The sequence below is a fragment of the Acinetobacter sp. CIP 64.7 genome, from assembly GCF_000369745.1.
Classification (GTDB): domain Bacteria; phylum Pseudomonadota; class Gammaproteobacteria; order Pseudomonadales; family Moraxellaceae; genus Acinetobacter; species Acinetobacter fasciculus.
Genome location: NZ_KB850179.1, coordinates 529,590 through 553,675 on the forward strand (window position 1 = coordinate 529,590; position 24,086 = coordinate 553,675).

Below are 24,086 nucleotides of genomic sequence, written 5' to 3' on the forward strand. Positions count from 1 at the left end.
GAGGCAAATTGTCAAAATCACAACGATCAGTTGATTTGAGCTGTTTCAAGACAATTTATGCTATCAAGAAACCTGTTCGAGCTGACTCTCTGCTACAGGTATTTCAGACACCAGATTTTCAAATGCAAAAATCTCTTCTAATTGCGCTTCACTCAATAAGCCTAACTCTAATACCACCTGTGGCACGGTTTTATTTTCCCACATACATTGTTTGCCGATTTCATCACACTTGGCATGTCCCAGAATCGGTTCAAGCAAGGTCACAATCCCGACACTGCGCATGACGGAACTTAAGCAAATCTGTTCATTGGCCTGAATACCAGCAATACATTTCTGATTCAGGGTTTGCATGCCTTGGGTCAATAATTGAATTGATTCATTCATCGCCACGGCAATCACAGGTTCCATGACATTCAATTGTAACTGCCCGGCTTCCGCAGCCATAGTAATGGTTAAGTCATTACCAATCACCCGGAATGCAATCTGATTCACAACTTCTGGAATTACCGGATTGATTTTTGCCGGCATGATCGAAGAACCTGCCTGTAACTCAGGTAAGCGAATTTCAGCTAACCCTGTACGCGGCCCCGAGCTGAGCAAGCGCAAGTCATTACAGATTTTGGACAATTTCACTGCCAGACGTTTTAAACTGCTCGACAAGATAATAAAGACGCCACAATCGCTGGTCGCCTCGACATAATCTGCTGCACCTTTTAAAGGTAAACCTGTCAGGTGCGCCAAGATTTCCACCACCCGCTTGGCATAGCCCGGCGGTGTATTCACCCCGGTCCCAATGGCGGTGGCGCCTAAATTGACTTCCAGCAATAACTGTCGCATCTGTCCAATCAGCTTCAGGTCTTCTTTTAATAAGGTGGCAAATGCCCGGAATTCCTGTTCCATGGTCATCGGCACGGCATCTTGTAACTGGGTACGTCCCATCTTGATGACATATTCAAATTCGGCAGCTTTATGATCGATACAGTCAATCAATGCTTTAAGCACGCTCAATAACTCATCCAGACTGCTATAGGTCGCCAGACGCAAAGCCGTTGGATAGACATCATTGGTCGATTGCGAGGTATTGACGTGATCATTCGGATGCAGAATGTGATAATCACCTTTCTGATGGCCCGACATTTCTAGGGCAATATTGGCAATCACCTCATTGGTATTCATATTGATGGAGGTTCCGGCACCGCCCTGATAAGGATCGAGTGGAAATGCCGTTTGCCACGCTTCCGGATGCTGAATCAATTCATCACAAGCTTTCTGAATGGCAGTACTGGTCTGCTCGGACAATTTTTGAAAGTGCAGATTGGCTTGTGCCGAAGCTTTTTTCACTTGGGCCAAAGCACGAATAAAGTGCGTTTGTTGCCCCACCGCCAATCCAGAAATCTTAAAATTTTCGATGGCACGTAAGGTATGAATCCCATAATAGCTATGCAACGGGATTTGTTTTTCCCCCAATAAATCACGTTCAATGCGGGTCGGTTCGATTTGAAGCATATTGTCCACTAAAAAATACTCTTGGCGATGCACCGTATTTGGTGTGACATTAATATGAGCAAACAAATACAGGCCTAATAGGAAGACTTTAACCTAGATTTGCTACGATTTATTACCAATACGCTAAAGCTGTGAGTTTTGTAAGATTGTGTAAGCAATTGGCTAAGATTCAAATATTTTCATTATTTATTCAAAATTTCCACTTTTCCCCTGAATTCGACGTCGTATTGCCTTTTATCCGCTCAAGTTATTCCTAATTCAATTTCAGTGAATTACTACTCTATTTACAATAGGTATACATAAAAGCTGTGTAATTTTTAAACCATGCTTGAATCACCTCCTTGCAATCTCAGTACAAAAAATCATCTTGGACGATGATTTCCATATTTACAGGATGACCTGCCCATGACTTCTTTAAACCCCACCCTGATTACTTTCATGTTTTATATTATCGCCATGATTGCAATCGGTTTATATGCTTATCGTGCCACCTCCAATTTTGACGAATATATTCTAGGTGGACGGAGTCTGGGCAGTGTCGTCACTGCACTTTCGGCGGGCGCATCGGATATGAGTGGCTGGCTGTTGATGGGTCTTCCAGGAGCCATTTACTTGTCTGGTCTGTCAGAAGTCTGGATTGCGATCGGTTTGATTATCGGTGCATGGCTGAACTGGTTACTCGTGGCAGGTCGACTGCGCGCCCATACTGAATATCAGAACAATGCTCTAACCTTGCCGGATTATTTCACTAGCCGTTTTTCCGATCGTAAACGTATTTTACGGGTCTTGTCTGCCTTGGTGATTCTGGTGTTCTTTGCAATTTATTGTGCCTCAGGCATGGTCGCAGGTGCACGACTGTTTGAAAGCCTGTTTGGCTGGGATTACACCACAGCGCTTGTGATTGGTGCGATGGCGACGATTCTTTATGTTTGTATTGGTGGCTTTTTGGCGATCAGCTGGACAGATACATTCCAAGCCGGTTTGATGATTTTTGCCTTATTGCTGACTCCGATCATTACCTTCTTGGCTCTGGGCGACAACAGCCAGCAAGTGAGTGTCATCCTTGAATCGGCTCGCCCACATGCTTCAAGCATGCTTGAAGGTTTAAGCACCGTTGCGATTATTTCCAGTCTGGCTTGGGGCTTGGGTTATTTTGGTCAGCCGCATATTCTGGTGCGTTTTATGGCAGCAGATTCGGTCAAAACCATTCCTGCTGCACGCCGTATTGGCATGACCTGGATGATTCTATGCCTAGGCGGTGCAGTGGCTGCCGGTTATATCGGTATTGCCTACTTCAGTGTCAATCCCGCATTGGCTTCGGTGGTGAATCAAAACCCTGAAACGGTATTTATGGAGTTGACCAAAATCCTGTTTAATCCATGGATTGCCGGAATCATTCTGGCTGCTATCTTGGCGGCAATTATGAGCACCTTGAGCTGTCAGCTTCTGGTCTGCTCAACCACCCTGACCGAAGATTTATATAAGAGTTTCCTGCGTAAAAATGCTTCACAAAAAGAACTGATCTGGGTCGGTCGCGGCATGGTCTTGGTGATTGCCCTAATTGCCATTTCACTGGCGATTAATCCGAACAGTAAGGTTTTGGGTCTGGTGGCTTATGCCTGGGCGGGCTTTGGTGCTGCATTTGGCCCGCTGATTATCTTGTCGCTATTCTGGAAACGAATGACCCTCAACGGCGCAATTGTGGGTATGGTGGTTGGTGCCATGACTGTAATTGTCTGGAAAAATTATATGGGTGATACCGGTCTGTATGAGATCATTCCAGGCTTTATTCTGGCCACCCTCAGCATTATCATCGTCAGCCTGCTGGATAAAGCACCGAGTGCTGATGTGGTCAAACGCTTTGAAATGGCTAAAGCCGAGTATCAAAAAGAAATGGCAGAAATGAAAAAATAATCACCTTTTTTCTTGCACATAAAAGGGACTTAATCGTCCCTTTTATGTTTCTTAGATTCACAAATGAAGTTCTTGAAAATTACTTGGCTTTTCCCGGCATTTTCAGATGGATCTGCTGACTTTCTTTAATCACTTCCATCACCGGATAACTGCGCGTTTCTTTAATTCCGGGCAATTGCCACAAGATCTGACCAGAGATTTTCCGGAACTCATCCATATTGGCACAGCGGATTTTTACCACGAAATCAAACCCGCCACTGATCATATGACACTCGATAATTTCAGGAATCTGCCGCACAGCATGGGAAAATTCATCTAAAACATTCGGCGTGGTTTTATCCAATAAAATTTCAACAAAGACCACAAAACCATTATTCAACATGACTGGATTGAGGCGCGCTTCATAGCCCACAATAAAACCTTCCCGGGTCAGCTTTTGTACACGCGCCAAGGCTGCTGTAGGCGACAAATTGACCAGTTCAGCCAGTTTGATATTGGATAGCTTGGCATCGGATTGCAATAAACCCAGTATACGAATATCTATACGGTCAAGGTTCAAATAAGGACTTGGCATTAGAATTATTCTCTAAAAAAAGCGAAAACTATAGTGAGATATTCGTCAAATATTCTGTGATTATAGATTAAAACTCATTCACCTCAAAGAACTGATTGACGCAGTACAGGAAGTCACTATGCCAACCACTCTCCGCCCAGATTCAATTTTAGATTCAGCCCAGCACTCAAATTATATTGCTGAATTTAAACACAAAAACCAATACGAAGAACGTATTAATACGGTATGGCGTCGTGCAGAAACTGAATGCGTCGAAGAGTTATTGGCCCATAGTGAAATTTCTTCCGAGATGAGTGACAAGATTCAGGCGCTTGCCTTTGATCTCGCACATTCCTTACGTGAACGCAAAAGTTCCACTGGGAAAGCCGGTATTGTCCAAGGCTTATTGCAGGAATTTTCTTTATCTTCTCAGGAAGGCATTGCCCTGATGTGTCTGGCAGAAGCCTTACTGCGGATTCCGGACAAAGCCACACGTGACTTGCTGATCCGTGACAAAATCAATCAAGGTAACTGGAAAGAACATTTGGGCCAGAGCCAATTGATGTTTGTGAATGCAGCAGCCTGGGGACTGATGCTGACCGGCAAGCTGATGGAAACCCCACAGCAAAAAAGCCTGTCTAGCTTATTGACCGGTCTTTTGGCACGCAGTGGCCGCGGGATTATCCGTAAGGCTGTCGATGTTGCCATGCGCATGATGGGCGAGCAGTTTGTCACGGGTGAAACCATTGATGAAGCCCTGAAAAATGCCGAACCGTTGGAAGAAAAAGGCTTTCGCTATTCCTATGACATGCTGGGTGAAGCAGCACTGACCGATCCGGATGCTGAACGTTATTATCAGGATTATCAGCAAGCCATTCATGCCATTGGTCAATCTTCGCAGGATAAGGATGTTTATGACGGGCCTGGCATTTCTATCAAACTCTCTGCGCTGCACCCCCGTTATCAGCGTTCGCAAATGGATCGCGTGCATGATGAGCTCTATGCAAAAGTACTGAAACTCGCGGTCTTGGCCAAGCAATACAATATTGGTTTAAATATCGATGCTGAAGAAAGTGATCGCCTTGAGATTTCACTTGAACTGTTAGAACGCCTGTGTTTTGAACCACAATTACAGGACTGGAAAGGCATTGGCTTTGTGATTCAGGCCTATCAGAAACGCTGCTTCTATGTAGTGGATTACATCATTGATCTGGCGAAGCGCAGCCAGAAACGCTTGATGATTCGTCTGGTCAAAGGCGCATATTGGGACAGCGAAATCAAGAAAGCCCAAATTGATGGAATGTCAGATTATCCGGTATTTACTCGTAAGGTGCATACGGATCTGTCTTATATTGCTTGTGCGCGTAAGCTGTTGGCTGAACCGGATTATATCTACCCACAATTTGCCACTCACAATGCACAAACGGTAGCGACGATCTATCAGCTGGCACAACCTGAGCAGTATTATGCCGGCCAATATGAGTTCCAATGTCTGCATGGCATGGGCGAACCACTGTATGAAAATGTCGTGGGCGATCCATCGAAAAATAAACTCGGTGTACCATGCCGGATCTATGCGCCAGTCGGCAATCATGAAACCTTGCTGGCTTATCTGGTGCGCCGCTTACTGGAAAATGGTGCCAATACCTCCTTCGTCAATCGTATTGCTGACAAAACCTTGAAAATTGAAGATTTGATTGAAAATCCACAGCAAACCATTTTAAAGGCGTCAAAACAGGAAAGCGTATTGGGTGCCAAGCATCCGCATATTCCCTATCCGCAAGATCTTTATGCCGATGAACGATTGAACTCTTCAGGACTCGATTTGGCCAATGATGCTGAACTCAGTATTTTAAATGAAGTCGCATCCAGTCTGGCAAATACGCAATTTCAGTCAGCTGCTATGGGAACGGCATTTAGCAGCGTGGATACGCCCCATGCAGTTCCAGTGATCAATCCAGCACACCATCAGGATGTGGTCGGCACAGTCTATGAAGCAACTTCTGAACAGGCTGAAATTGCACTCACTCAAGCAGTTAATGCACAAAGTTTCTGGGCCAATCTGCCAAAAAATGAGCGTGCTGCCTGCCTGAATAAAGCCGCAGAACTGATGGAACAGCGTTTGCTTCCGCTCATGGTTCTTCTTTCTCGCGAAGCAGGTAAAACCTATGCCAATGCGATTGCCGAAGTACGTGAGGCGGTAGATTTCTTGCGTTACTATGCAGCTCAAGTTTTGGATCTCAGTGACAATGTACAGATCCAGCCTTTAGGTACTGTACTATGTATCAGTCCATGGAACTTCCCGCTGGCGATTTTTACCGGTCAGATTTCAGCAGCGCTGGTCGCTGGCAATACCGTGATTGCCAAACCGGCTGAACAAACACCGCTCATTGCAGCACAAGCCGTACAGATTTTATGGGAAGCCGGCATTCCGCAGGATGTGTTACAGCTATTGCCGGGCCGTGGTGAAACCATTGGTGCACAGCTCAGTGCAGATCCACGTATTCAGGGCATCATGTTTACCGGTTCCACCGAGGTCGCCCAAATTCTACAAAAAACCGTGGCAGAACGAATAAACCAGTTTGGAGAAAGCGTCACCCTGATTGCTGAAACTGGTGGTCAAAATGCCATGATTGTGGATTCATCTGCATTGACTGAACAGGTGGTGTTGGATGTTGTGAGCTCTGCCTATGACAGTGCCGGTCAGCGCTGTTCTGCCCTGCGTGTCCTCTGTGTTCAGGAAGATAATCTGGAGGCCGTACGCAGCATGCTCAAAGGTGCGATGCAACAGTTGCGCGTTGGCAATCCGGTCTTGCTGAAAACCGATATTGGTCCAGTGATTGATGCAGAAGCCCAGCAAAATATCCAAAAGCATATCGAGCAGATGCGCAGCAAAGGTCATACAGTTCATCAGTTGATGTTTAATCAGGACCAGACTGAATTAACTCCAGGAACATTCATTGCACCAACCCTGATTGAACTTCCAAATCTGGATGATCTGGAACGTGAAGTGTTTGGCCCGGTACTGCATCTGATCAGCTATAAATATGGCGAACTGGAACAGTTGTTAGATCAGATCAACAGCAAGGGTTATGGCCTGACCATGGGCTTGCACACGCGTATTGATGAAACCATGCAAACCGTGATTGCACGAGCGGAAGTCGGCAACCTGTATATCAACCGCAATATCGTTGGTGCGGTCGTGGGCGTCCAGCCTTTTGGTGGTGAAGGTCTGTCCGGCACCGGCCCGAAAGCGGGTGGCCCGTTGTATATCTATCGTTTAATGCATCAAGTATCCGAGAAAAAACTGGCTCAGCCTTATGCAGCTCAAGCTGAGCCAGCACTTGTTGAACATAAACTTGTTCAGGAGTTTAAAGCCTGGGTAGCTAAAACTTTCCCAACTTTATCTTTAAAAGCGCCTATGCAAATTGCGACTGGTCAAAGCTTTAGCCTGCAAGGCCCAACTGGCGAGGAAAATCAATACATGATCTTGCCACGTGAAAGCGTTCTCTCGTTAGCACATAGGGATCAAGACCAGATTCAGCAAATTCTGGCGATTTTATCGGTTGGCAGTCGTCCTGCGGTACTGGCAAACAATACTTTTATTCTGAAATATTTACCAACCATGCCAGCCGCGGTTAGCAAGCAATTTAAAGTGGTCCGGGATATTGAAACAGGTGTATTTGAGGCCGTCCTGCATCATGGTGACACTACTGAACTGATTGACTTGCAGAAACGCATTGCAACACGCCAAGGTCCAATTATTGGTATCACCCATTTAAGTTCGGGCAACTATGATATTCCGGTCGAGCGATTTGTGATTGAACGCGCGATCAGTATCAATACGGCGGCGGCAGGCGGCAATGCCAGCTTGATGACGATGGATAATCTCTAAATCAGTCCAATCATCTCAGCATTTTTAGCTTAAATCTTTCCTCTTTATGGCCAAACCTCTCTCCTCAGAAGGTTTGGTCTTTTTTATGCAGCTTTTAAAGCGGCTTGACTACAATAGGCTTAGGCAGATCGGCAATTTTTTGCTACCATTTGCGCTTTAAAATATTTGCGATTTCTTACTGCATATGACTTCATCTTATCAGCAACAACTTGAAGCCAAAATTGAACGCATCAGCGCTCAGTTTGCCGAATATCAACCACCTGCTTTAGAAGTATTCCAGTCTCCTGAAAAATATTTCCGCATGCGTGCTGAATTCCGGATCTGGCATACTGAAGATGATCTGTTTTATGCCATGTTCGAACGTGACGAGAACAACAATAAAAAAGTCATTCGTATTGATGAATTTCCAATTGCAGACCGCAGCATTAATGACTTGATGCCACAATTACTTGAAGCATTCAAGGCAGATGCCAATCTGGGTCATCGTCTATTTGAAGTCCATTTTCTGGCGACTTTAAGTGGCCAAGTCCTAGTTTCCCTGATTTATCACCGCAAGCTGGATGAAAGCTGGGAACCTGCAGCAAAAGCACTGGCGGAAAAACTGAATATTAAACTGATTGGCCGAAGCCGTGGCCAGAAATTCGTCCTGACTGATGAATATGTGGTGGAAGAACTGTCTGTTTTTGATCGTCACTATAAATATAAGCAGATCGAAAGCAGCTTCACCCAGCCCAATGCACAAGTTTGTCAAAAAATGCTGGAATGGGCATGTGATGCAGCGGAACAATCAGATAAAGATTTGCTGGAACTCTACTGTGGCAATGGGAACTTTACCCTGCCGCTTTCGACCAAATTCCGCCGTGTTTTGGCCACTGAATTAGCCAAATCTTCAGTTTATGCAGCTGAGTGGAATATTGAGCAGAACCAGATTGAAAATATTCAGGTTGCGCGTCTGTCTGCCGAAGAATTCACTCAAGCCTATAATGGCGAACGTGTTTTCCGTCGTTTGCAGGAAGCACAAATTGACATTTCGACTTATGATTTTGATACGGTATTTGTCGATCCACCGCGTGCTGGTATTGATGATGAAACGCTGAAACTGTTACAGCGTTTCCAGCGTATTATTTACATTTCTTGTAATCCAGATACCTTATATGACAATCTGAAACAGTTGTCTCAAACGCATAGAATCAGCAAGTTCGCCATGTTTGACCAGTTCCCGTATACACATCATGTTGAAACGGGTGTATTGTTGGAAAAAGTATAAAGAATTTGTTTCAATTTATTATATTGTTACAAAAATGGAGCTTTTTGAAGCTCCATTTTTTATACTATAAATCATGTATTTAATAATAAATATTGACTTGTACAGCAAGAAATATCGTTAGACCTTTAGGCTTCAATCGGAAATTTTCTAGCCTGACTGCTGCTTTTATCACATAGGTCCTATTGCTTTATTTATTTAATTGGCTATATTTCACTCTATGTTAGGTTGTTGTATGAAGGCTCTATGAGTTTTTGGCAAAAGTTGTTTTCTCATGAACAACACAATGAACACAAGAATCAAATTGCTTGTGTTGAAAATGATTGCTCTTGCAAGACAAATGAACAGCTTCTTGAAGCACTTTCTAAAGCTACTGATGAAGAAATCATCATCGGAATTAAAAAGGTTCTTGTATCTCGCGGCTATAGCCGCAAAGAACTGAATGAACTTCAGCACTTGCCATTGCAGTAATCGGCCAAGGTTACAGCCGTATAAAGAAAGCACTTGCGTAGTCAGGTGCTTTTTTTATGCTTGAAAGTTTAGTTTAAGGGTTTGGTCTTCTCTATTTCAGCATAGTTTATTAACTTCAACTTTAAAAGCTTCAGGGATCAGGCAGAAAATGTTGAATGACTTCCTTGATCCATGCTTGTGATTTTGCAGAAATTTTAGTACTTGCTTAGGCTATTTAAAACCTTTATCAGAAGAATATGTTCTAAATTCTGCTCTCTTCTAGCTCCTTTAAAACTTGGCTTAATAACTCTTCAATTCTGATCTGAAACTCAGGCAAGGCATCGATTAATTTAGCAAAACACAGTACACTTCCTATTAAACGACAATGCTTTTTTAAATGGCTTAATTCTGATATGCAACAGACTAAACGGTTTCCCATAGGCGCACATCTTATGGTTAAACATTTCGGTTATACCCATCATGGGATTTACGCCGGACGTGGTCGTGTCATTCATTATTCCGGCTTTGCGCATTTATTCAAGAAACGCCCGATTGAAATAACTTCTATTGAAAAATTCAGTCATGGCAAACCAATTCATATGCAACATTATGACTCGGCAAAATATAAAGGTCGTAAAGTGGTGCGCCGCATGCGGTCCAGAATGCATGAAAACAACTATCATCTGATTATTAATAATTGCGAACATTTGTGTACCTGGGCGATTACCGGTGTGGAAAGTAGCCCGCAAGTAATTTATATGATGAATCGCCTGACCACGATTGGTTATATCAGCTCGATGATGAGTTTTATGAACAGCATGTTCCTGACCCTGACCACGACCAGTTTCGCATTGGCGCTGTACATCAAGAAAAAACTCAGAGATAAAGCCAATCTGCGTTTGCAACAATACCGTGAATTGCAAGATCAGGCTAAAACCAAAGTGTCAGACCTGACCAATCTTAAACATCGTTAATTTAAAGCTCAGCCTGCCGATGATTTTTTGTGAGCAAGAAATTTTAAGTTCGTGTTTTACATTTTGATGATGTTGATAAGGAATCAAGTCAAATAGCCTTTTCTGGCTTGAATTGCCTCAGGTAGTGCTTTACCTAAAGAACTTAGGGTTTCCCGCTCGACCAGTCGCACAATTGAATCTAGCGGCAGATCGTTGTCCTGCAAGCCAAAGGGCTCTTCCAGTTCCGCACTGAGTTCATCCAGCCCGAGTAGCATATAGGCAATCAATCCAACCAGAATTGGTGTCCACAGGCCTAAATTTGCCTGCAAACTGAAAGGCAGGATAAAGCAAAAAGAATAAACCGCACGATGTAACAATACCGAATAAGAAAATGGTAATGGCGTGGACAAAATCCGGTCACAACCAGCCTGAATATCTCCCAAAGCCACAGTGTGCTGATTCAGGTTATTATAAATAATATCGCTGATCTTGCCCTGCTTATATTGCTGCACCAGCTCTTTTTGCATCTGTTCCAGCACCCATTGGGATGGATTGATTTGCATGGGCAATTGCTCAAATGACTTGGGTTCAAAACCGGCAGTGGCTTCATAAGCCTGAATACTGGGCGTTTGCTGTCTCAGCCGATCACGTAATAGATGGGTAAACAGCATCATGCGATATAGCAAAACTTCACGGATTTGATCATCTAGCACATGGCTGTCACGGCATAAATGACGCGTGGTTGCAATCAACGCACCCCAAAGCTTGCGCCCTTCCCACCAGCGATCATAGCAGGCCGTATTTCTAAAACTCAGAAAGATCGAAAGAATGACACCAAAAATGGTAAAGCCAATTGCCGGGACAGCAGGAAGGCTCACGAAATGCGCCTGACTCAAATACACTAGTAAAGCGGAAATAAAAACCACCAAAACCAATGCGGGCAGCACCTTGGGCAGAATCGTTCCCTGCCAGGCAAACAGTAAGCCCAAACTATTATTCTTATCACGCACAATCATGCAATTTTCCCTGCTGTATTGAAAAAGCCCAACCAGAGTTGGGCTTTTTACATTCTGACTTAAACCAGCTTATTTGCCTGGTTTAAAGCTGTCCTTAAGATCCAGAATACGGTTGAATACCGGTTTTTCGCTGGAATGATCATATTGATCAGCCACAAAATAGCCTTCACGCTCAAACTGGAAACGGTCTTCCGGTTGTGCTTGTGCCAAAGCAGGCTCAATCACGGCCTGAACTACCTTCAATGATTCAGGGTTCAGGTTTGCCAAGAAGTCATCGCCCACCTCAGGATCAGATTCAGTAAACAGACGGTCGTAAATACGCACTTCCGCAGGAACGCCTTTTGTCGCAGATACCCAGTGAATCACGCCTTTCACCTTACGACCTTCAGGATTTTTACCTAAAGTTTCAGGATCAATCGAACATTTCAGCTCAACCACTTCACCATTTTCATCTTTAATGACTTCGTCACATTTGATGACATAGGCATGACGTAAACGAACTTCACCTCCTGGAATCAGACGTTTAAAGCCTTTTGGTGGCTCTTCTTCAAAGTCTTTACGGTCAATATACAGCTCAGTCGTCAATGGAATAACGCGCTCGCCCATATCGACATTCGGATGACGTGAATGGGTCAGGTCCATATCGGCTGGCAAGTTGGTTAAAGTCACTTTTAATGGATTTAACACAGCCATACCACGAGCGGCAGTATTTTCCAGAGACTGGCGAATACAGTATTCCAGCATAGCTACATCGACAATACTTCCATCAACTTTCGATACACCGACACGTTGACAGAAATCACGTAGACCTTCAGGTGTGAAACCACGACGACGCATACCGACTACAGTTGGCATACGTGGGTCATCCCAGCCCTGAACATAGCTACCTTCCACCAGTTTACGTAATTTACGTTTCGAGGTGATGGTATAGTCCACATTCAAACGGCTCGATTCATACTGACGTGGCACGGATGGTGATTTAACTTTTGCCACTACCCAATCATAGAACGGACGATGATCCTGGAATTCCAGGGTACAGAGTGAATGCGTAATGCCTTCAATCGCATCAGACAATGGATGCGCATAGTCATACATTGGATAAATTTTCCATTTATCGCCAGTCTGATGGTGTTCAGAATGCAGGATACGATACAGAATCGGATCACGCATATGCACGTTCGGTGAAGTCATATCAATCTTGGCACGTAATACAGCCTGACCTTCTGCATATTCACCGCTGCGCATTTTCTCAAAACGCTCCAGGTTTTCTGCAACCGTTGCATCGCGTTGTGGCGAGTTCTTGCCTGGCTCAACGAAATTACCGCGGTTTAAACGGATCTCTTCAGGGCTTTGCAAATCCACATAGGCATCGCCCTGCTCAATCAGCTGAACTGCCCAGGTATAAAGTTGATCGAAATAGCTTGATGCATAACGCGGCTCGCCTTCCCATTGGAAACCCAGCCATTTCACATCATTGGCAATACCATCCACATATTCCTGCTCTTCGGCATCCGGGTTGGTATCGTCAAAACGCAGGTTACACACACCTTTAAATTCTTCAGCAATTCCGAAGTTCAAGCAAATTGCTTTCACATGGCCAATATGTAAATAGCCATTCGGCTCAGGCGGAAAACGCGTCACCACCTGTTGAGTACGACCAGCGGCTAAATCATCGGTAATGACCTGACGTACAAAGTCCAAGCCCGGTTGTTGTTCTTGCTGCTGCACTGAATCGACTGCATTGTTCTTTTGGGTCGGGTTCTCGGGCAGAGATGTCACAACATCATTTGGCTTCATGATCAATCATTCACTTCTAAAGTTAAAAAGGGATTAACGAATATTTAATCGCACAGGTTGTACGCATATTCATTATCAAAGTTCCTTAGTTTAACTAGAGGTGAATAATCTCTCAACCGCTAACTATGGTATTTGATTTCAATTCACCCATTTTAAAAAATGAAAATACGGCGAGTTGCCTGAAACTAAAATATCAGTGCTTGTACAAGCAGTAAAATCATTAATTTACGCCAATTCAAAATAGGGTACCTGATAGGGCAATATCTGAAATGCCTTGATAAATCAACGTATAAATAAGGTATTATTTTTATGCTTTTAACAAAGAAAATAATGTTTTTACTTGCCTTGTCGAATGTAGTTTGCTTATGCTTCACTCATTCAGAAAAAACCATGGCACTCGTCCATGATCAGGAGATTACACAATGAGTTTTCCTCAAGTCGAATTAAACACCAATAAAGGTCGTATTGTTCTAGAACTCAATGCTGAAAAAGCACCTAAAACCGTAGCTAACTTTTTAGAATACGTACGTGACGGTTTTTATGACGGCGTAATTTTCCACCGTGTTATTGATGGTTTCATGATCCAAGGCGGCGGCATGGATGAAAACTTCAAAGAAAAAGCAACACGTGATGCAATCGAAAACGAAGCAGACAACGGCTTGACCAATGACGAAGGTACGATTGCAATGGCGCGTACTCAGGCACCGCACTCTGCTTCTGCTCAGTTCTTCATTAACGTGAAAAACAACTCATTCCTTAACCACTCTGGCAAAACTGCTCAAGGTTGGGGTTATGCCGTATTTGGTAAAGTCGTTGAAGGTATGGACGTTGTGAACGAAATCAAAAACGTACGTACTGGCAACCGTGGCTACCACGCTGACGTTCCTCTAGAAAACGTAGTAATCGAATCTGCAAAAATCATTTCTGAATAAAAAACGTCCTCTCCGTTCTTTTATGAGTTTTAAAGCAACACTTTAAAACAGTGTAATGGAAAATCCCTCATATGAATGAGGGATCTAGAGAGGAATAAAAGGAAAAGATTCGTGACCTATCTGTTTATCTCAGATTTACATTTGTCACCTGATCACCCTCGACTTGTTCGGGGGTTTTTAGATTTATTAACTGAATATCAAAATCAAAATACCCAATTGTATATTCTGGGTGACTGGTTCAATGCCTGGATTGGTGATGACTATACCTCTCCATGGCTGGACGAAATTGTCACTGCATTAAAACAGTTTACTCAGGCTGGGAATCAAGTCTATTTTCAGGCCGGCAACCGGGATTTTGTCTTAGGAAGTAAATTTTTAGCTCGATTTGGCGGGCAGCTTCTTCCCGAAATCGATCAGCTAATCATTGCCGGAACACATTTTCGCCTGGAACATGGCGATGCCCTATGTACCGATGACGTCTCCTATCAGCGTTTTAAAAAGATTATTCGTCATCCCTGGCTACTTGGCTTCTTAAGAAAAACCCCTCTCTCATTTCGAACCAGACTAGCCAACCGCTTTCGTCAACAAAGCCATCAGGCACAACAGTTTAAAAGCTATGAAGTGATGGACGTCAACCCACATGCAGTTGAGCTGGCATTACAGGATGTAGATGTACTAATCCATGGTCATACGCATCGCGCAGCCATTCATCAGTTAGCCCAGAAAAGAAGAATTGTACTAGGCGACTGGAAAGAAGACAGTGCAGAGATTCTGGAAATTCAGGAAGATCAAAGTTTTGATACCCTGAAACTAAAAAAGTGGCGATATTAATCAGCCACTTTTTACGATATTGATCTGCTTAACACAGACGATAAAGCTGGTTTACCCCAGTATAGAAACTTTTACCATCGAGATTGAACTGAAATTCCTCACCCGTTGGCAATTGAATCATTTTACCGACCTCAACCCAGATAAAACCGTCCATTGTATTTTGCTTGCGCTTTAATGGAACCAGTTTCACGTTAATTTCATTGCCATCAGCGGCAGTGGCAATATGCCATTCATTGATTTTGATCAAAATATTTACTCACACGATATGAGCTTTTTGTGACTATATGGAGAGAGATTAATAACAACCTAGTTTACATAATAGTTCTATGGTTAGTAGATCTTATTTGAGTTCAAATACTTGAACTAAAAAGTACATCACAATCAGCTTAAAATAATAATAGAAGCAAGAACAGTACTTGCTTGAAGTGCAGCCAGTGTAAGCTATTTATCCAGCAAAAGCAAAATTACATTGTAATGACAATAGAATGGGATTTTTAAGAACTTTTTTCATGCTTTGTTAATTATTAGGCTTTTGATTTTTATGATCTAAAATTCATTTTAACGTTACTTCATTTCCGTTGATAAACAAAACCTGTCTTTAAATACCTTAAAATCAATATTAGAGACATGAAACTCAGCCCGAGGTACAGCAAGTTCCACTCTCCCGTCTTTTGATAATTTAGGATCAAGAGAATAGCATTTAAGGCTACAAACAGTACGTGAATCATAAAAAAGGCTTGTTGCACTCGTCTAGTTTTTTGCTGACGTTGGTTCTCTAAGATGTTCTGCTGTTCTTGTAAAAATTGTTCTGCATCTTGAAGGTTCATTATGATTTTCTTATGGCTGAATGAATAGCTCATCTAAAGAATTTCCGGTTAAAAATAAACTAAAAATCTAAGCAAGCTATTCATTCAGAATCTCTTGTTGATTAATAACCGCTAGTCGGATTAATCACATTGATATCCTTTTTATATTTCCCCAATAGATCACGCAAGGAATTCATCAAAATACTGGTATCTACGCCCACTGCTACAAACTCAGTGCCAAGTTCGATATATTTTTGCGTCACTTCATGCTGGGTTGACAGAATTCCTGCAGCTTTGCCTGCAGAACGAATCCGCTGGATTGCATCAATTACAGCTTTTTGTACTTCAGGATGATTCGGATCACCTTGATAACCCATAGTGGCAGATAGATCAACGGCGCCAATAAACACGCCATCAATCCCGTCGATCTGAAGAATAGCATCCAGATTTTCAAGTCCTGTGACCGATTCAATCTGGATTAATAAACAGATTTCTTCATGTGCCGTCTGATAATAATTTGGAATGCTGTTCCAGCGGGTGGCACGTGCCAGTGCAGCACCAACGCCACGAATTCCTTCAGGCGGATAACGGACTGCCCTGACCATGAGTTCGGCCTGTTCCACGGTTTCTACCATCGGAATCAACAGCGTTTGTGCACCGATATCAAGGAGTTGCTTGATCAGTTGTACGCTACCAATGGGTGGTCGTACTACTGCTTGCGAGGGATAAGCAGCAATACTTTGCAGTTGCGACAAAGTCGTTCTCAAATCACTGGGTGCATGCTCACCATCAATCAGCAGCCAGTCATAACCTGCATTTGCCGCAATCTCGGTTCCATAGGCATCTGCCAATCCATAAGCCGATTTGCTGCTGGGTTTTCAGTTTGTGTTTAAAGTAATTGGTCACTTGCATCCGCTAACCTATTTGCATGTTGCTGGCGATGCCTCTTATTAAACGCTTCTCGCTTAAAAGTGCCAATAGACAAAAACTGGATTTTAATCTGATTTAACTCTAAGTTTTGCTTGAATCCAGCTCAAGATCATCTCAAAACAGGCTTTGCCTGATGCTTTTTTATTGTAATAATCAGGGGATGTGAAAAATGTATATATTTAAAACTTCTACTCGCTGTTTATTTAAAAAGATTGGAGTCCATTGATGGATTTACTCAAGATCACACAGACCCGCTATACCACTAAAGCCTATGATCCTAGCAAGAAAATCCCAGCAGAACAGTTTGAACGCTTGTTAGAAATTTTGCGTCTGGCACCCTCTTCGATCAATATTCAGCCTTGGCATTTTTTTATTGCCGATCATGATGCCGCCAAACAGCGCATTGCCAAAGCCTTGGTTGGTACTTATGCCTACAATGCACCCAAAGTTCTGGATTCTTCACATACCATTTTATTCTGCACCAAAGCCGACATTAATGAGTTGCATCTAGAAAACTTATTGAACCGCGATGATCTCAGTGGCCGTTTTAAAGATGAATCAGCCAAAGAAGGTCAGAAAAATACCCGTGCAGGTTATATTCATTATTATCGTAATGAAAAAGGTGATATTCAGCGTTGGGCTGAAAACCAGACCTTCATTGCACTCGGTCAAATGCTCTTGGCTGCCGGAATTGAAGGGGTTGATGCCACACCAATTGGCGGCTTTGACGGAGAGATGATTAGTGAAGAATTACAACTTGCAGAACAGGGTTTGATCCCTTCTGTATTGCTGACTTTAGGCTATCGCAGTGAAAATGATTTCAATGCCAAACTCCCTAAATCACGTCTTGCCGCTGAAGATATTTTCACCAAACTGTAAGGAATTTATGCTATAAAAGGGGTCAAGCGCCCCTTTCCATGTCAATTCGGGCCTATTTTTTGCTTTATTTAATTTACATCTAATAGAATAACAATAGAGGTCATCTATGTCGCTCCTTACATCCAAATCCCTGAAATTTGAATGCCATCATTGCGATAAAATTTATCTCCAGCACTATAAAGAGCAACAGCATCGTTATCCGCACTGTCCAGACTGCCAACAGTCCGGTTTATTGCTTGGACTGGCCGAAGCAGGTGACCTGCTCCGACATCCGATTGAATTTGCATCCTCTTATGTCAAGCAGACATTGCATAAGCTAGGCAAATCACACTAGTCAAGCCTAGCAGTAATCCTAAAGTACTTGCAGGTTTGAGCCGTTCTTTAAAGAATACCAGACCTGCTATCACACCAAATACCACCACCAGAATATTCATGCCAGCAAAGACGATCGCAGGTGAATCCTTAAGCAGCATATGGGCTTTGACATAGAAAGCAATATTGGCAAAATTCAGGAAACCCAATAACAGACCAGCGCCGATATTCTGCATCGAGCCCAAGCTTTTATATTTGATTAACAGATAGCCCATCGAAATGATCAGGGCACAAACAAACATTAGATTCAGCGCCACCGCGAATTGGAGGCCCAGACTGGTTGTATATTTCAACAATACATCAATCAGTGCATAACCGACCCAGACCAAGCCCAGATACAACATTCCCTGACTGCTCTGTCCTGTACTTTGTCGATGTGAAAACAGGATGCACAGCACTGCTCCAATACCTAAAGCGATCCCAAGTATTTTCAGCTGATTAAACTGTTCCTGAAAAATGAAATAGGCTGCAGCCAGTGACAAAACTACAGAAAGTCGCTGGGCAATTTCGGTTTTTAAAATTCCAGCCGTTTGCAAAGCCTTGGCCAAAAACAGAAATACGCTCGGAAGCAAAATACCCAGAGCCAGAATAAGCAACCAAGGCGTCTGAGACATTGAAATATGCTGAATATCAGGCTTAAACCAGAAAAAACACAAGAGACTAGCTGTCATATAGTTCCAGCTAATCATGTGTATCGGACTCAAGCCCTTATTTTTGGCGACTTTTAATAATATTGAGACCGCAACGCTGCATAGCGCTGCTGCGAAAATCAGTTCCATATGCTGCTCTTATTCTTGATATTTATGAGTCTACAAAAAAGCCCACATTTGCAGTGGGCTTTTTTTATAAATGATTCACTGGGAATTATTTATAGTGTGACACCATTTTCTCTAAAGAGATTGGGCGAATCTTGTCTGCATTGCCTGCAGTACCAAAAGCTTCGTAACGATCGATACAGATTTGCTTCATTGCATCTACAGTTGCGCTGAAGAATTTACGTGGATCGAATTCGCTTGGTTTTTCTGCCATCATACGACGCATTGCACCGGTAGATGCTAAACGCAAGTCAGTATCGATGTTAATCTTGCGCACGCCGTGTTTGATCGCTTCAACCAGCTGTTCAACCGGAACACCGTAAGTTTCCTTGATGTCGCCGCCATACTGGTTAATCACTGCCAACCATTCTTGTGGCACAGAGCTTGAACCGTGCATGACAAGATGTGTGTTTGGAAGTGCTGCGTGAATTTCTTTAATGCGGTCAATCGCAAGAATATCACCTGTAGGTGGACGCGTGAACTTGTACGCACCGTGTGAAGTACCTACTGCAATTGCAAGCGCATCAACATTGGTATCAGCAACGAAGCTACGCGCTTCTTCAACTGAAGTCAGGAGTTGAGAATGATCCAGTACGCCTTCTGCGCCTACGCCATCTTCTTCACCCGCCATACCTGTTTCAAGGCTACCCAAACAACCGATTTCACCTTCAACAGATACGCCACACGCATGTGCCATTTGAACTGTACGGCGAGTCACATCAACGTTATATTCATATGAAGTTGGTGTTTTACCGTCTTCACCCAGTGAACCGTCCATCATTACTGATGAAAAGCCTAACTGGATTGAACGTTGACAAATGTCAGGGCTGGTACCGTGGTCTTGATGCATTACCACTGGAATATGTGGCCATTCTTCAATTGCAGCCAAAATTAGGTGACGCAAGAACGGAGCGCCTGCATATTTACGCGCACCCGCAGATGCTTGTACGATAACAGGTGAATTGGTTGCATCTGCTGCAAGCATAATTGCACGCATTTGTTCTAAGTTGTTTACGTTAAATGCTGGTACGCCGTAAGCATGTTCGCCGGCGTGATCCAAGAGCTGGCGCAATGAAATAAGAGCCATAATATCCTCCCAGTGAATGCCACATATTCTACATGTTCAAAGGTTTCAATTCAGCAACAAATAACACTATTTAAAAAAAATCCCTGCATTTGCAGGGATTTTGTGTCACATCAACCGGATTAAGGTGCTACAGGCTCTGAAGTCGCAGCAACTGACTCGTCTGCAGTTGCTTCATCGGCTGGTGCATTGGCAACTTCAGCCGGGATATCGGTATTTTTTTCGTCTAGAATTGGCTGATCAATGGCATCAATGGCAGCTTGCTGTTCTGGAGTCACCGCCTGATCCGCCACTGCTGCCGAGCTTTCTGCTTCAGCTTCTGGTGTGCTTTCCTGTTTTGCACATGCAGTCAGTGCCAGAGAAGCTGCTAATAATACTGCGATAGTTAACTGTTTCTTCATCACGTATTCTCGTCATTTGGTGATTTAATTACTGCATCTTATGACAGATTTATTGCATTTTAATGACGAAGCCATGAAGGGTAAGTTTTCACTGTCAAAAAAATGACATAAAAAAAGCTGGCACTGGGCCAGCTTTTTAGCTTAGGACATGCAATTAAGCACGTTCTAATAGTACCGCAACTGCAGGAAGAGTTTTACCTTCAACGAATTCAAGGAATGCACCGCCACCCGTCGAGATATAACCAATTTTGTCAGCCACTTCATATTTATCAATCGCAGCAAGTGTGTCCCCACCACCCGCGATCGAGAAACCTTCCGATTCAGCAATTGCTAAAGATAAAGTTTTAGTCCCTTCACCGAATTGATCGACTTCAAATACGCCAACCGGGCCATTCCAAAGAATGGTTTTAGAGGTTTTCAGAATTTCTGCAAATGCTTTCGCAGTTTCCGGACCTACATCCAGAATCATGTCGTTGTCAGCAACATCGGCAACGTTTTTCACCGTTGCTTTCGCAGCAGCCAATGAACCCAGGAAATCCTCAAAGTTGATTTCAGAGGCATCTGCAACCACAACGTCAGTAGGAAGTGGCACTGATACTTTTGCAGCAATGGCTTTTGCTGTATCGATCAGGTCTTTTTCACACAGTGATTTACCAACGTTATAGCCTGCTGCAGCAAGGAAAGTATTGGCAATACCACCACCCACGATCAATTGATCACAGATATCAGAAAGTGAGGTTAAAACATCCAGCTTGGTAGAGACTTTAGAACCCGCAACAATCGCCACCATTGGCTTTTCTGGCGTTTGCAGTGCACGGCCAAGTGCATCCAGTTCAGCTGCCAGTAAAGGACCTGCTGCTGCAACTTTCGCTAAACGCGCTACGCCTTCAGTAGATGCTTCTGCACGGTGCGCTGTACCAAAGGCATCCATTACAAATACGTCGCAAAGTGCTGCATATTTTGCTGCAAGTTCAGGATTGTTTTTCTTCTCGCCGACGTTAAAACGGCAGTTTTCAAGCAGAACCACCTGACCTGGCTGAACATCAACGCCATCTAAATAGTCAGTGAACAGTTTCACTTCTTGGCCCAAAGCTTCAGTCAAGTAAGCCGCTACAGGAGCAAGTGACTGTTCAGCCTTAGGCTCACCTTCAACCGGACGACCCAGATGAGAATACACCATGACTGCAGCGCCTTTTTCTAATGCTGCTTTAATCGTTGGCAATGCTGCACGAAGACGCGCATCGCTGGTGATCACACCATTTTTAACAGGAACGTTTAAATCTTCACGGATCAGAACACGTTTACCTGCTAAATCGAGGTCAGTCATACGCTGAAAGTTCATGTAGAGCTCACTTTATAGATATTAAAACCAGGCGATTTTAAATGATTATGCAGAAAAAGGTTAGCATCTTTTGCAGAAAACATTATGAATGCCAAAGTTTTGTTATGATAGAAAAAAGCCTCTTTTAGATTCAGTCCCTATGTCGATACATCCTGATCCAAATCTTAACCGTTTGAACGTGTTAGGTGAGCCTTTGTCCAGCTGTTGCTTCGATCCGATTACCGGTTATTTCCGCAATGGCTTTTGCCATACTGCGACCACTGATCTGGGCCAGCACACGGTTTGCGCGCAAATGACTTCAGAATTTCTGAATTTTTCTCAAAAAGTCGGTAATGACCTGATTACGCCTTTGCCTGAACTGGATTTCCCCGGCCTGCAACCTGGCGATTTCTGGTGTATCTGCGTAACGCGCTGGGTCGAAGCCTATGAAGCAGGTCAAGCACCTCCAATCAAGCTGCAAGCCTGTCACAAAGCTGTTCTGGCTTATGTGCCGTTAAATATTCTTGAGGAATATGCTGTCTAATGAATTCTGTACAGATTATTTTGGCATCATCCAGTCAAACCCGCAAAGCGCTGATGGATCGTCTGCATATTGATTATATTTCCATGGTACCGGATATTGATGAATCTCCTCGCGGGGAAAATCACGCAGATGATCTGGCACAACGACTAGCTTTCGAGAAAGCCAGATATATTGCCGAACAGAATCCTGAAGCGATTGTGATCGGCTCGGATCAGGTGGCATGGCGTGAAGGTGCACCGGATATTTTTATCGGTAAACCGTTAACGACTGAAAAAGCCATTCGCCAGCTCCAAGCTAACTCGGACAAGATTGTCTATTTCAGTACGGCGCTCAGTGTACAGCAACAATCGACGGGTTTTGAACAAAGTCTGGTCGAACACTATAAAGTCAAGTTTCGTAAACTTTCTCAGGCCGAAATCGAGCGCTATGTCGAGATTGAACAGCCACTGCATTGTGCTGGCAGTTTCAAATGTGAAAGCTTAGGAATTAGCCTGTTTGAAGAAATGACCGGGCAAGACCAGACCACACTGATGGGTATGCCGATGATCAAGCTATGCAATATTCTTCGTGAATTAAAAATTTTAGTTCCTTAATCTCTCTCTTTAAATTCAGGCTGTAATCTATGTCTCAACCTTTAGACGTTTTAGGCGGCATCACCGCTGAACAATTCCTTAGCGAATACTGGCAAAAGAAACCATTACTGGTGCGTAATGCGATGCCTGAAATCGCCAGTTTGCTTGAACCCAATGATGTGATGGAACTTGCGCTTGAAGAACATGTCACTGCCCGTCTCATCAAGCAGAAAGATCGTGATCCGAATCAATGGAGCGTGAAATCTTCACCTTTGCTCAAAGCAGATTTTCAGAAAATGCCAAAACTCTGGACACTTTTGGTTCAGGCTGTAGATCACTATTCATTTGACCTGTCGGCACTTTGGAAAAAATTCCCATTTATTCCACAATGGCGTCGCGATGACATCATGGTGTCTTATGCACCGCAAGGCGGTTCAGTCGGCAAGCATTTCGATTTCTATGATGTGTTTCTGGTACAAGGCTATGGCCATCGTCGCTGGCAGCTTGGGCAAATGTGTGATACCGAAACTCCATTTGTTCCGGGTCAACCGCTTAAATTATTGCCTGAAATAGAAGTGGACTTTGATGAAGTGCTGGCACCTGGCGACTTGCTCTATGTGCCGCCTGGTCTGGCTCATTACGGCGTGGCTGAAGATGACTGCCTGACTTATTCATTCGGTTTCCGCATGCCAAATATCAGTGACATGATGGATCGTGTCGGGGATAAATTCTCTGAAAATGAAACGCTGCGTAACCCATTGCTGGATATCATCCGTGATCAAGTCGGTGCTATCGGTGAAGTGAGCAGCAATGAGCTGGAATATCTGAAAGAACACATCATGCAGCAACTGCATAATTCCAATGTTCTCGAAGATGCCATCATGAGCTTGATGTCCGAACCTAAATATCCTGAAAACCTGCCTGAAGCAGAAGAAATCGGTACAGGTGATCTGGAAGAAGCACTCGATCAGGGCTATAGCCTGATGCTCGAACCTGCGTCACGCCTGCTTTATACTGAAACGGACGGCGACGTTCTGTTCTGGGCAAATGGTGAGGGTGTGTGCATCTCTGAGACATTTACCGCAAAACTCAAACAGCTTGCAGATGGTGAAGCGCTGTTATTCAGTGAAGACTTCGCTGATGAAGAAATTCTGGAAGATGTTGCAGCATTATTGAATGAAGCCGTGTTGATGTTGGTTCCACCTGCTGACGACGAGTAAGCGTTTAACGACTCGTTAAGCGATAATAAAA

21 protein-coding genes and 1 pseudogene are annotated in these 24,086 nt (G+C 43.6%); 12 read left to right on the plus strand and 10 right to left on the minus strand.

The genetic code is table 11. The features are described 5' to 3' along the window. Positions 1–63: 63 nt before the first annotated feature. A complete protein-coding gene (gene aspA / locus F890_RS08850; RefSeq protein ID WP_034439543.1) occupies positions 64–1,506 on the minus strand; it encodes an aspartate ammonia-lyase in 1,443 nt (480 codons plus the stop codon). A gap of 405 nt (positions 1,507–1,911) precedes the next feature. On the opposite strand from aspA, the gene putP reads away from it, so the two are divergent. Further along, positions 1,912–3,420, plus strand: coding sequence for a sodium/proline symporter PutP (gene putP / locus F890_RS08855; protein ID WP_004646756.1), 1,509 nt, complete (start codon positions 1,912–1,914; stop codon positions 3,418–3,420). Between the two features lie 79 nt (positions 3,421–3,499). Here the strand turns inward: putP and F890_RS08860 are convergent, their stop codons facing one another. After that, positions 3,500–3,994 (minus strand): Lrp/AsnC ligand binding domain-containing protein, encoded by a 495-nt coding sequence (locus tag F890_RS08860; protein WP_004279833.1) that lies wholly within the window; start codon positions 3,992–3,994, stop codon positions 3,500–3,502. Between the two features lie 118 nt (positions 3,995–4,112). Between F890_RS08860 and putA the strand changes: the two genes are divergently transcribed. The 4 genes from putA (at position 4,113) to F890_RS08880 (ending at position 10,556) form a co-directional block, all read left to right on the plus strand. Then, positions 4,113–7,868: a trifunctional transcriptional regulator/proline dehydrogenase/L-glutamate gamma-semialdehyde dehydrogenase gene (gene putA / locus F890_RS08865; RefSeq protein ID WP_004646755.1), complete on the plus strand. Its 3,756-nt coding sequence runs from the start codon at positions 4,113–4,115 to the stop codon at positions 7,866–7,868. A gap of 184 nt (positions 7,869–8,052) precedes the next feature. Further along, on the plus strand, positions 8,053–9,135 hold the full coding sequence (gene trmA / locus F890_RS08870; protein ID WP_004646753.1) for a tRNA (uridine(54)-C5)-methyltransferase TrmA: 1,083 nt from the start codon (positions 8,053–8,055) through the stop codon (positions 9,133–9,135). A gap of 243 nt (positions 9,136–9,378) precedes the next feature. Further along, positions 9,379–9,603, plus strand: coding sequence for a hypothetical protein (locus F890_RS08875; RefSeq protein ID WP_004279838.1), 225 nt, complete (start codon positions 9,379–9,381; stop codon positions 9,601–9,603). A 392-nt stretch (positions 9,604–9,995) separates the two neighbouring features. Further along, entirely contained in the window at positions 9,996–10,556 is a 561-nt protein-coding gene (locus F890_RS08880; protein ID WP_026055785.1) for a lecithin retinol acyltransferase family protein, read from the plus strand. Positions 10,557–10,639: 83 nt separating this feature from the next. Here F890_RS08880 and F890_RS08885 read toward each other — a convergent pair whose 3' ends face one another. Both F890_RS08885 and F890_RS08890 read right to left on the minus strand, forming a co-directional pair. Next, positions 10,640–11,551 carry a bestrophin family protein gene (locus F890_RS08885; protein WP_004646751.1) on the minus strand — a complete coding sequence of 304 codons (912 nt, stop codon included), beginning with the start codon at positions 11,549–11,551 and terminating at the stop codon, positions 10,640–10,642. A gap of 69 nt (positions 11,552–11,620) precedes the next feature. Beyond that, complete coding sequence (locus tag F890_RS08890) at positions 11,621–13,348, minus strand: glutamine--tRNA ligase/YqeY domain fusion protein (protein ID WP_004279842.1); 1,728 nt, start codon at positions 13,346–13,348, stop codon at positions 11,621–11,623. A gap of 422 nt (positions 13,349–13,770) precedes the next feature. Here F890_RS08890 and F890_RS08895 point away from each other — a divergent pair, with 422 nt between their 5' ends. Both F890_RS08895 and F890_RS08900 read left to right on the plus strand, forming a co-directional pair. Beyond that, positions 13,771–14,280 carry a peptidylprolyl isomerase gene (locus F890_RS08895; protein ID WP_004279844.1) on the plus strand — a complete coding sequence of 170 codons (510 nt, stop codon included), beginning with the start codon at positions 13,771–13,773 and terminating at the stop codon, positions 14,278–14,280. A 111-nt stretch (positions 14,281–14,391) separates the two neighbouring features. Continuing rightward, entirely contained in the window at positions 14,392–15,111 is a 720-nt protein-coding gene (locus F890_RS08900) for a UDP-2,3-diacylglucosamine diphosphatase (protein ID WP_004646748.1), read from the plus strand. Positions 15,112–15,139: 28 nt separating this feature from the next. Here the strand turns inward: F890_RS08900 and F890_RS08905 are convergent, their stop codons facing one another. Both F890_RS08905 and hpaI read right to left on the minus strand, forming a co-directional pair. Further along, a complete protein-coding gene (locus F890_RS08905) occupies positions 15,140–15,358 on the minus strand; it encodes a hypothetical protein (protein WP_004279847.1) in 219 nt (72 codons plus the stop codon). Positions 15,359–16,039: 681 nt separating this feature from the next. Next, positions 16,040–16,829: pseudogene (hpaI, locus tag F890_RS08915) on the minus strand (4-hydroxy-2-oxoheptanedioate aldolase). Positions 16,830–17,072: 243 nt separating this feature from the next. Between hpaI and nfsB the strand changes: the two are divergent. Both nfsB and F890_RS18130 read left to right on the plus strand, forming a co-directional pair. After that, complete coding sequence (nfsB, locus tag F890_RS08920; RefSeq protein WP_004646745.1) at positions 17,073–17,726, plus strand: oxygen-insensitive NAD(P)H nitroreductase; 654 nt, start codon at positions 17,073–17,075, stop codon at positions 17,724–17,726. A 106-nt stretch (positions 17,727–17,832) separates the two neighbouring features. After that, positions 17,833–18,060 (plus strand): hypothetical protein, encoded by a 228-nt coding sequence (locus F890_RS18130; RefSeq protein ID WP_004646744.1) that lies wholly within the window; start codon positions 17,833–17,835, stop codon positions 18,058–18,060. On the opposite strand, the gene F890_RS08925 is transcribed toward F890_RS18130, so the two are convergent. The 4 genes from F890_RS08925 to F890_RS08940 form a co-directional block, all read right to left on the minus strand. Continuing rightward, the gene (locus tag F890_RS08925; protein ID WP_004646742.1) at positions 18,023–18,877 is read right to left on the minus strand and encodes an EamA family transporter; all 855 of its coding nucleotides are present in this window, start codon (positions 18,875–18,877) and stop codon (positions 18,023–18,025) included. The two genes, F890_RS18130 and F890_RS08925, sit on opposite strands and share 38 nt — an antisense overlap. A gap of 85 nt (positions 18,878–18,962) precedes the next feature. Next, positions 18,963–20,000: a class II fructose-bisphosphate aldolase gene (gene fba / locus F890_RS08930; protein ID WP_004279853.1), complete on the minus strand. Its 1,038-nt coding sequence runs from the start codon at positions 19,998–20,000 to the stop codon at positions 18,963–18,965. Positions 20,001–20,119: 119 nt separating this feature from the next. Beyond that, on the minus strand, positions 20,120–20,398 hold the full coding sequence (locus tag F890_RS08935; protein WP_004646741.1) for a hypothetical protein: 279 nt from the start codon (positions 20,396–20,398) through the stop codon (positions 20,120–20,122). 154 nt (positions 20,399–20,552) lie between these two features. Continuing rightward, positions 20,553–21,740: a phosphoglycerate kinase gene (locus F890_RS08940; protein ID WP_004646740.1), complete on the minus strand. Its 1,188-nt coding sequence runs from the start codon at positions 21,738–21,740 to the stop codon at positions 20,553–20,555. Between the two features lie 139 nt (positions 21,741–21,879). Here F890_RS08940 and F890_RS08945 point away from each other — a divergent pair, with 139 nt between their 5' ends. Genes F890_RS08945 through F890_RS08955 form a run of 3 tightly spaced genes read left to right on the plus strand, consistent with a single transcriptional unit; the run spans position 21,880 to position 24,055 of the window. Then, positions 21,880–22,263 carry a DUF2237 family protein gene (locus F890_RS08945; RefSeq protein ID WP_004279857.1) on the plus strand — a complete coding sequence of 128 codons (384 nt, stop codon included), beginning with the start codon at positions 21,880–21,882 and terminating at the stop codon, positions 22,261–22,263. Further along, a complete protein-coding gene (locus F890_RS08950) occupies positions 22,263–22,856 on the plus strand; it encodes a Maf family protein (protein ID WP_004646739.1) in 594 nt (197 codons plus the stop codon). Before F890_RS08945 ends, F890_RS08950 begins: the two co-directional genes overlap by 1 nt. Positions 22,857–22,885: 29 nt before the next feature. Next, entirely contained in the window at positions 22,886–24,055 is a 1,170-nt protein-coding gene (locus F890_RS08955) for a ribosomal protein uL16 3-hydroxylase (protein WP_004646738.1), read from the plus strand. The last annotated feature ends 31 nt before the right edge of the window (positions 24,056–24,086 follow it).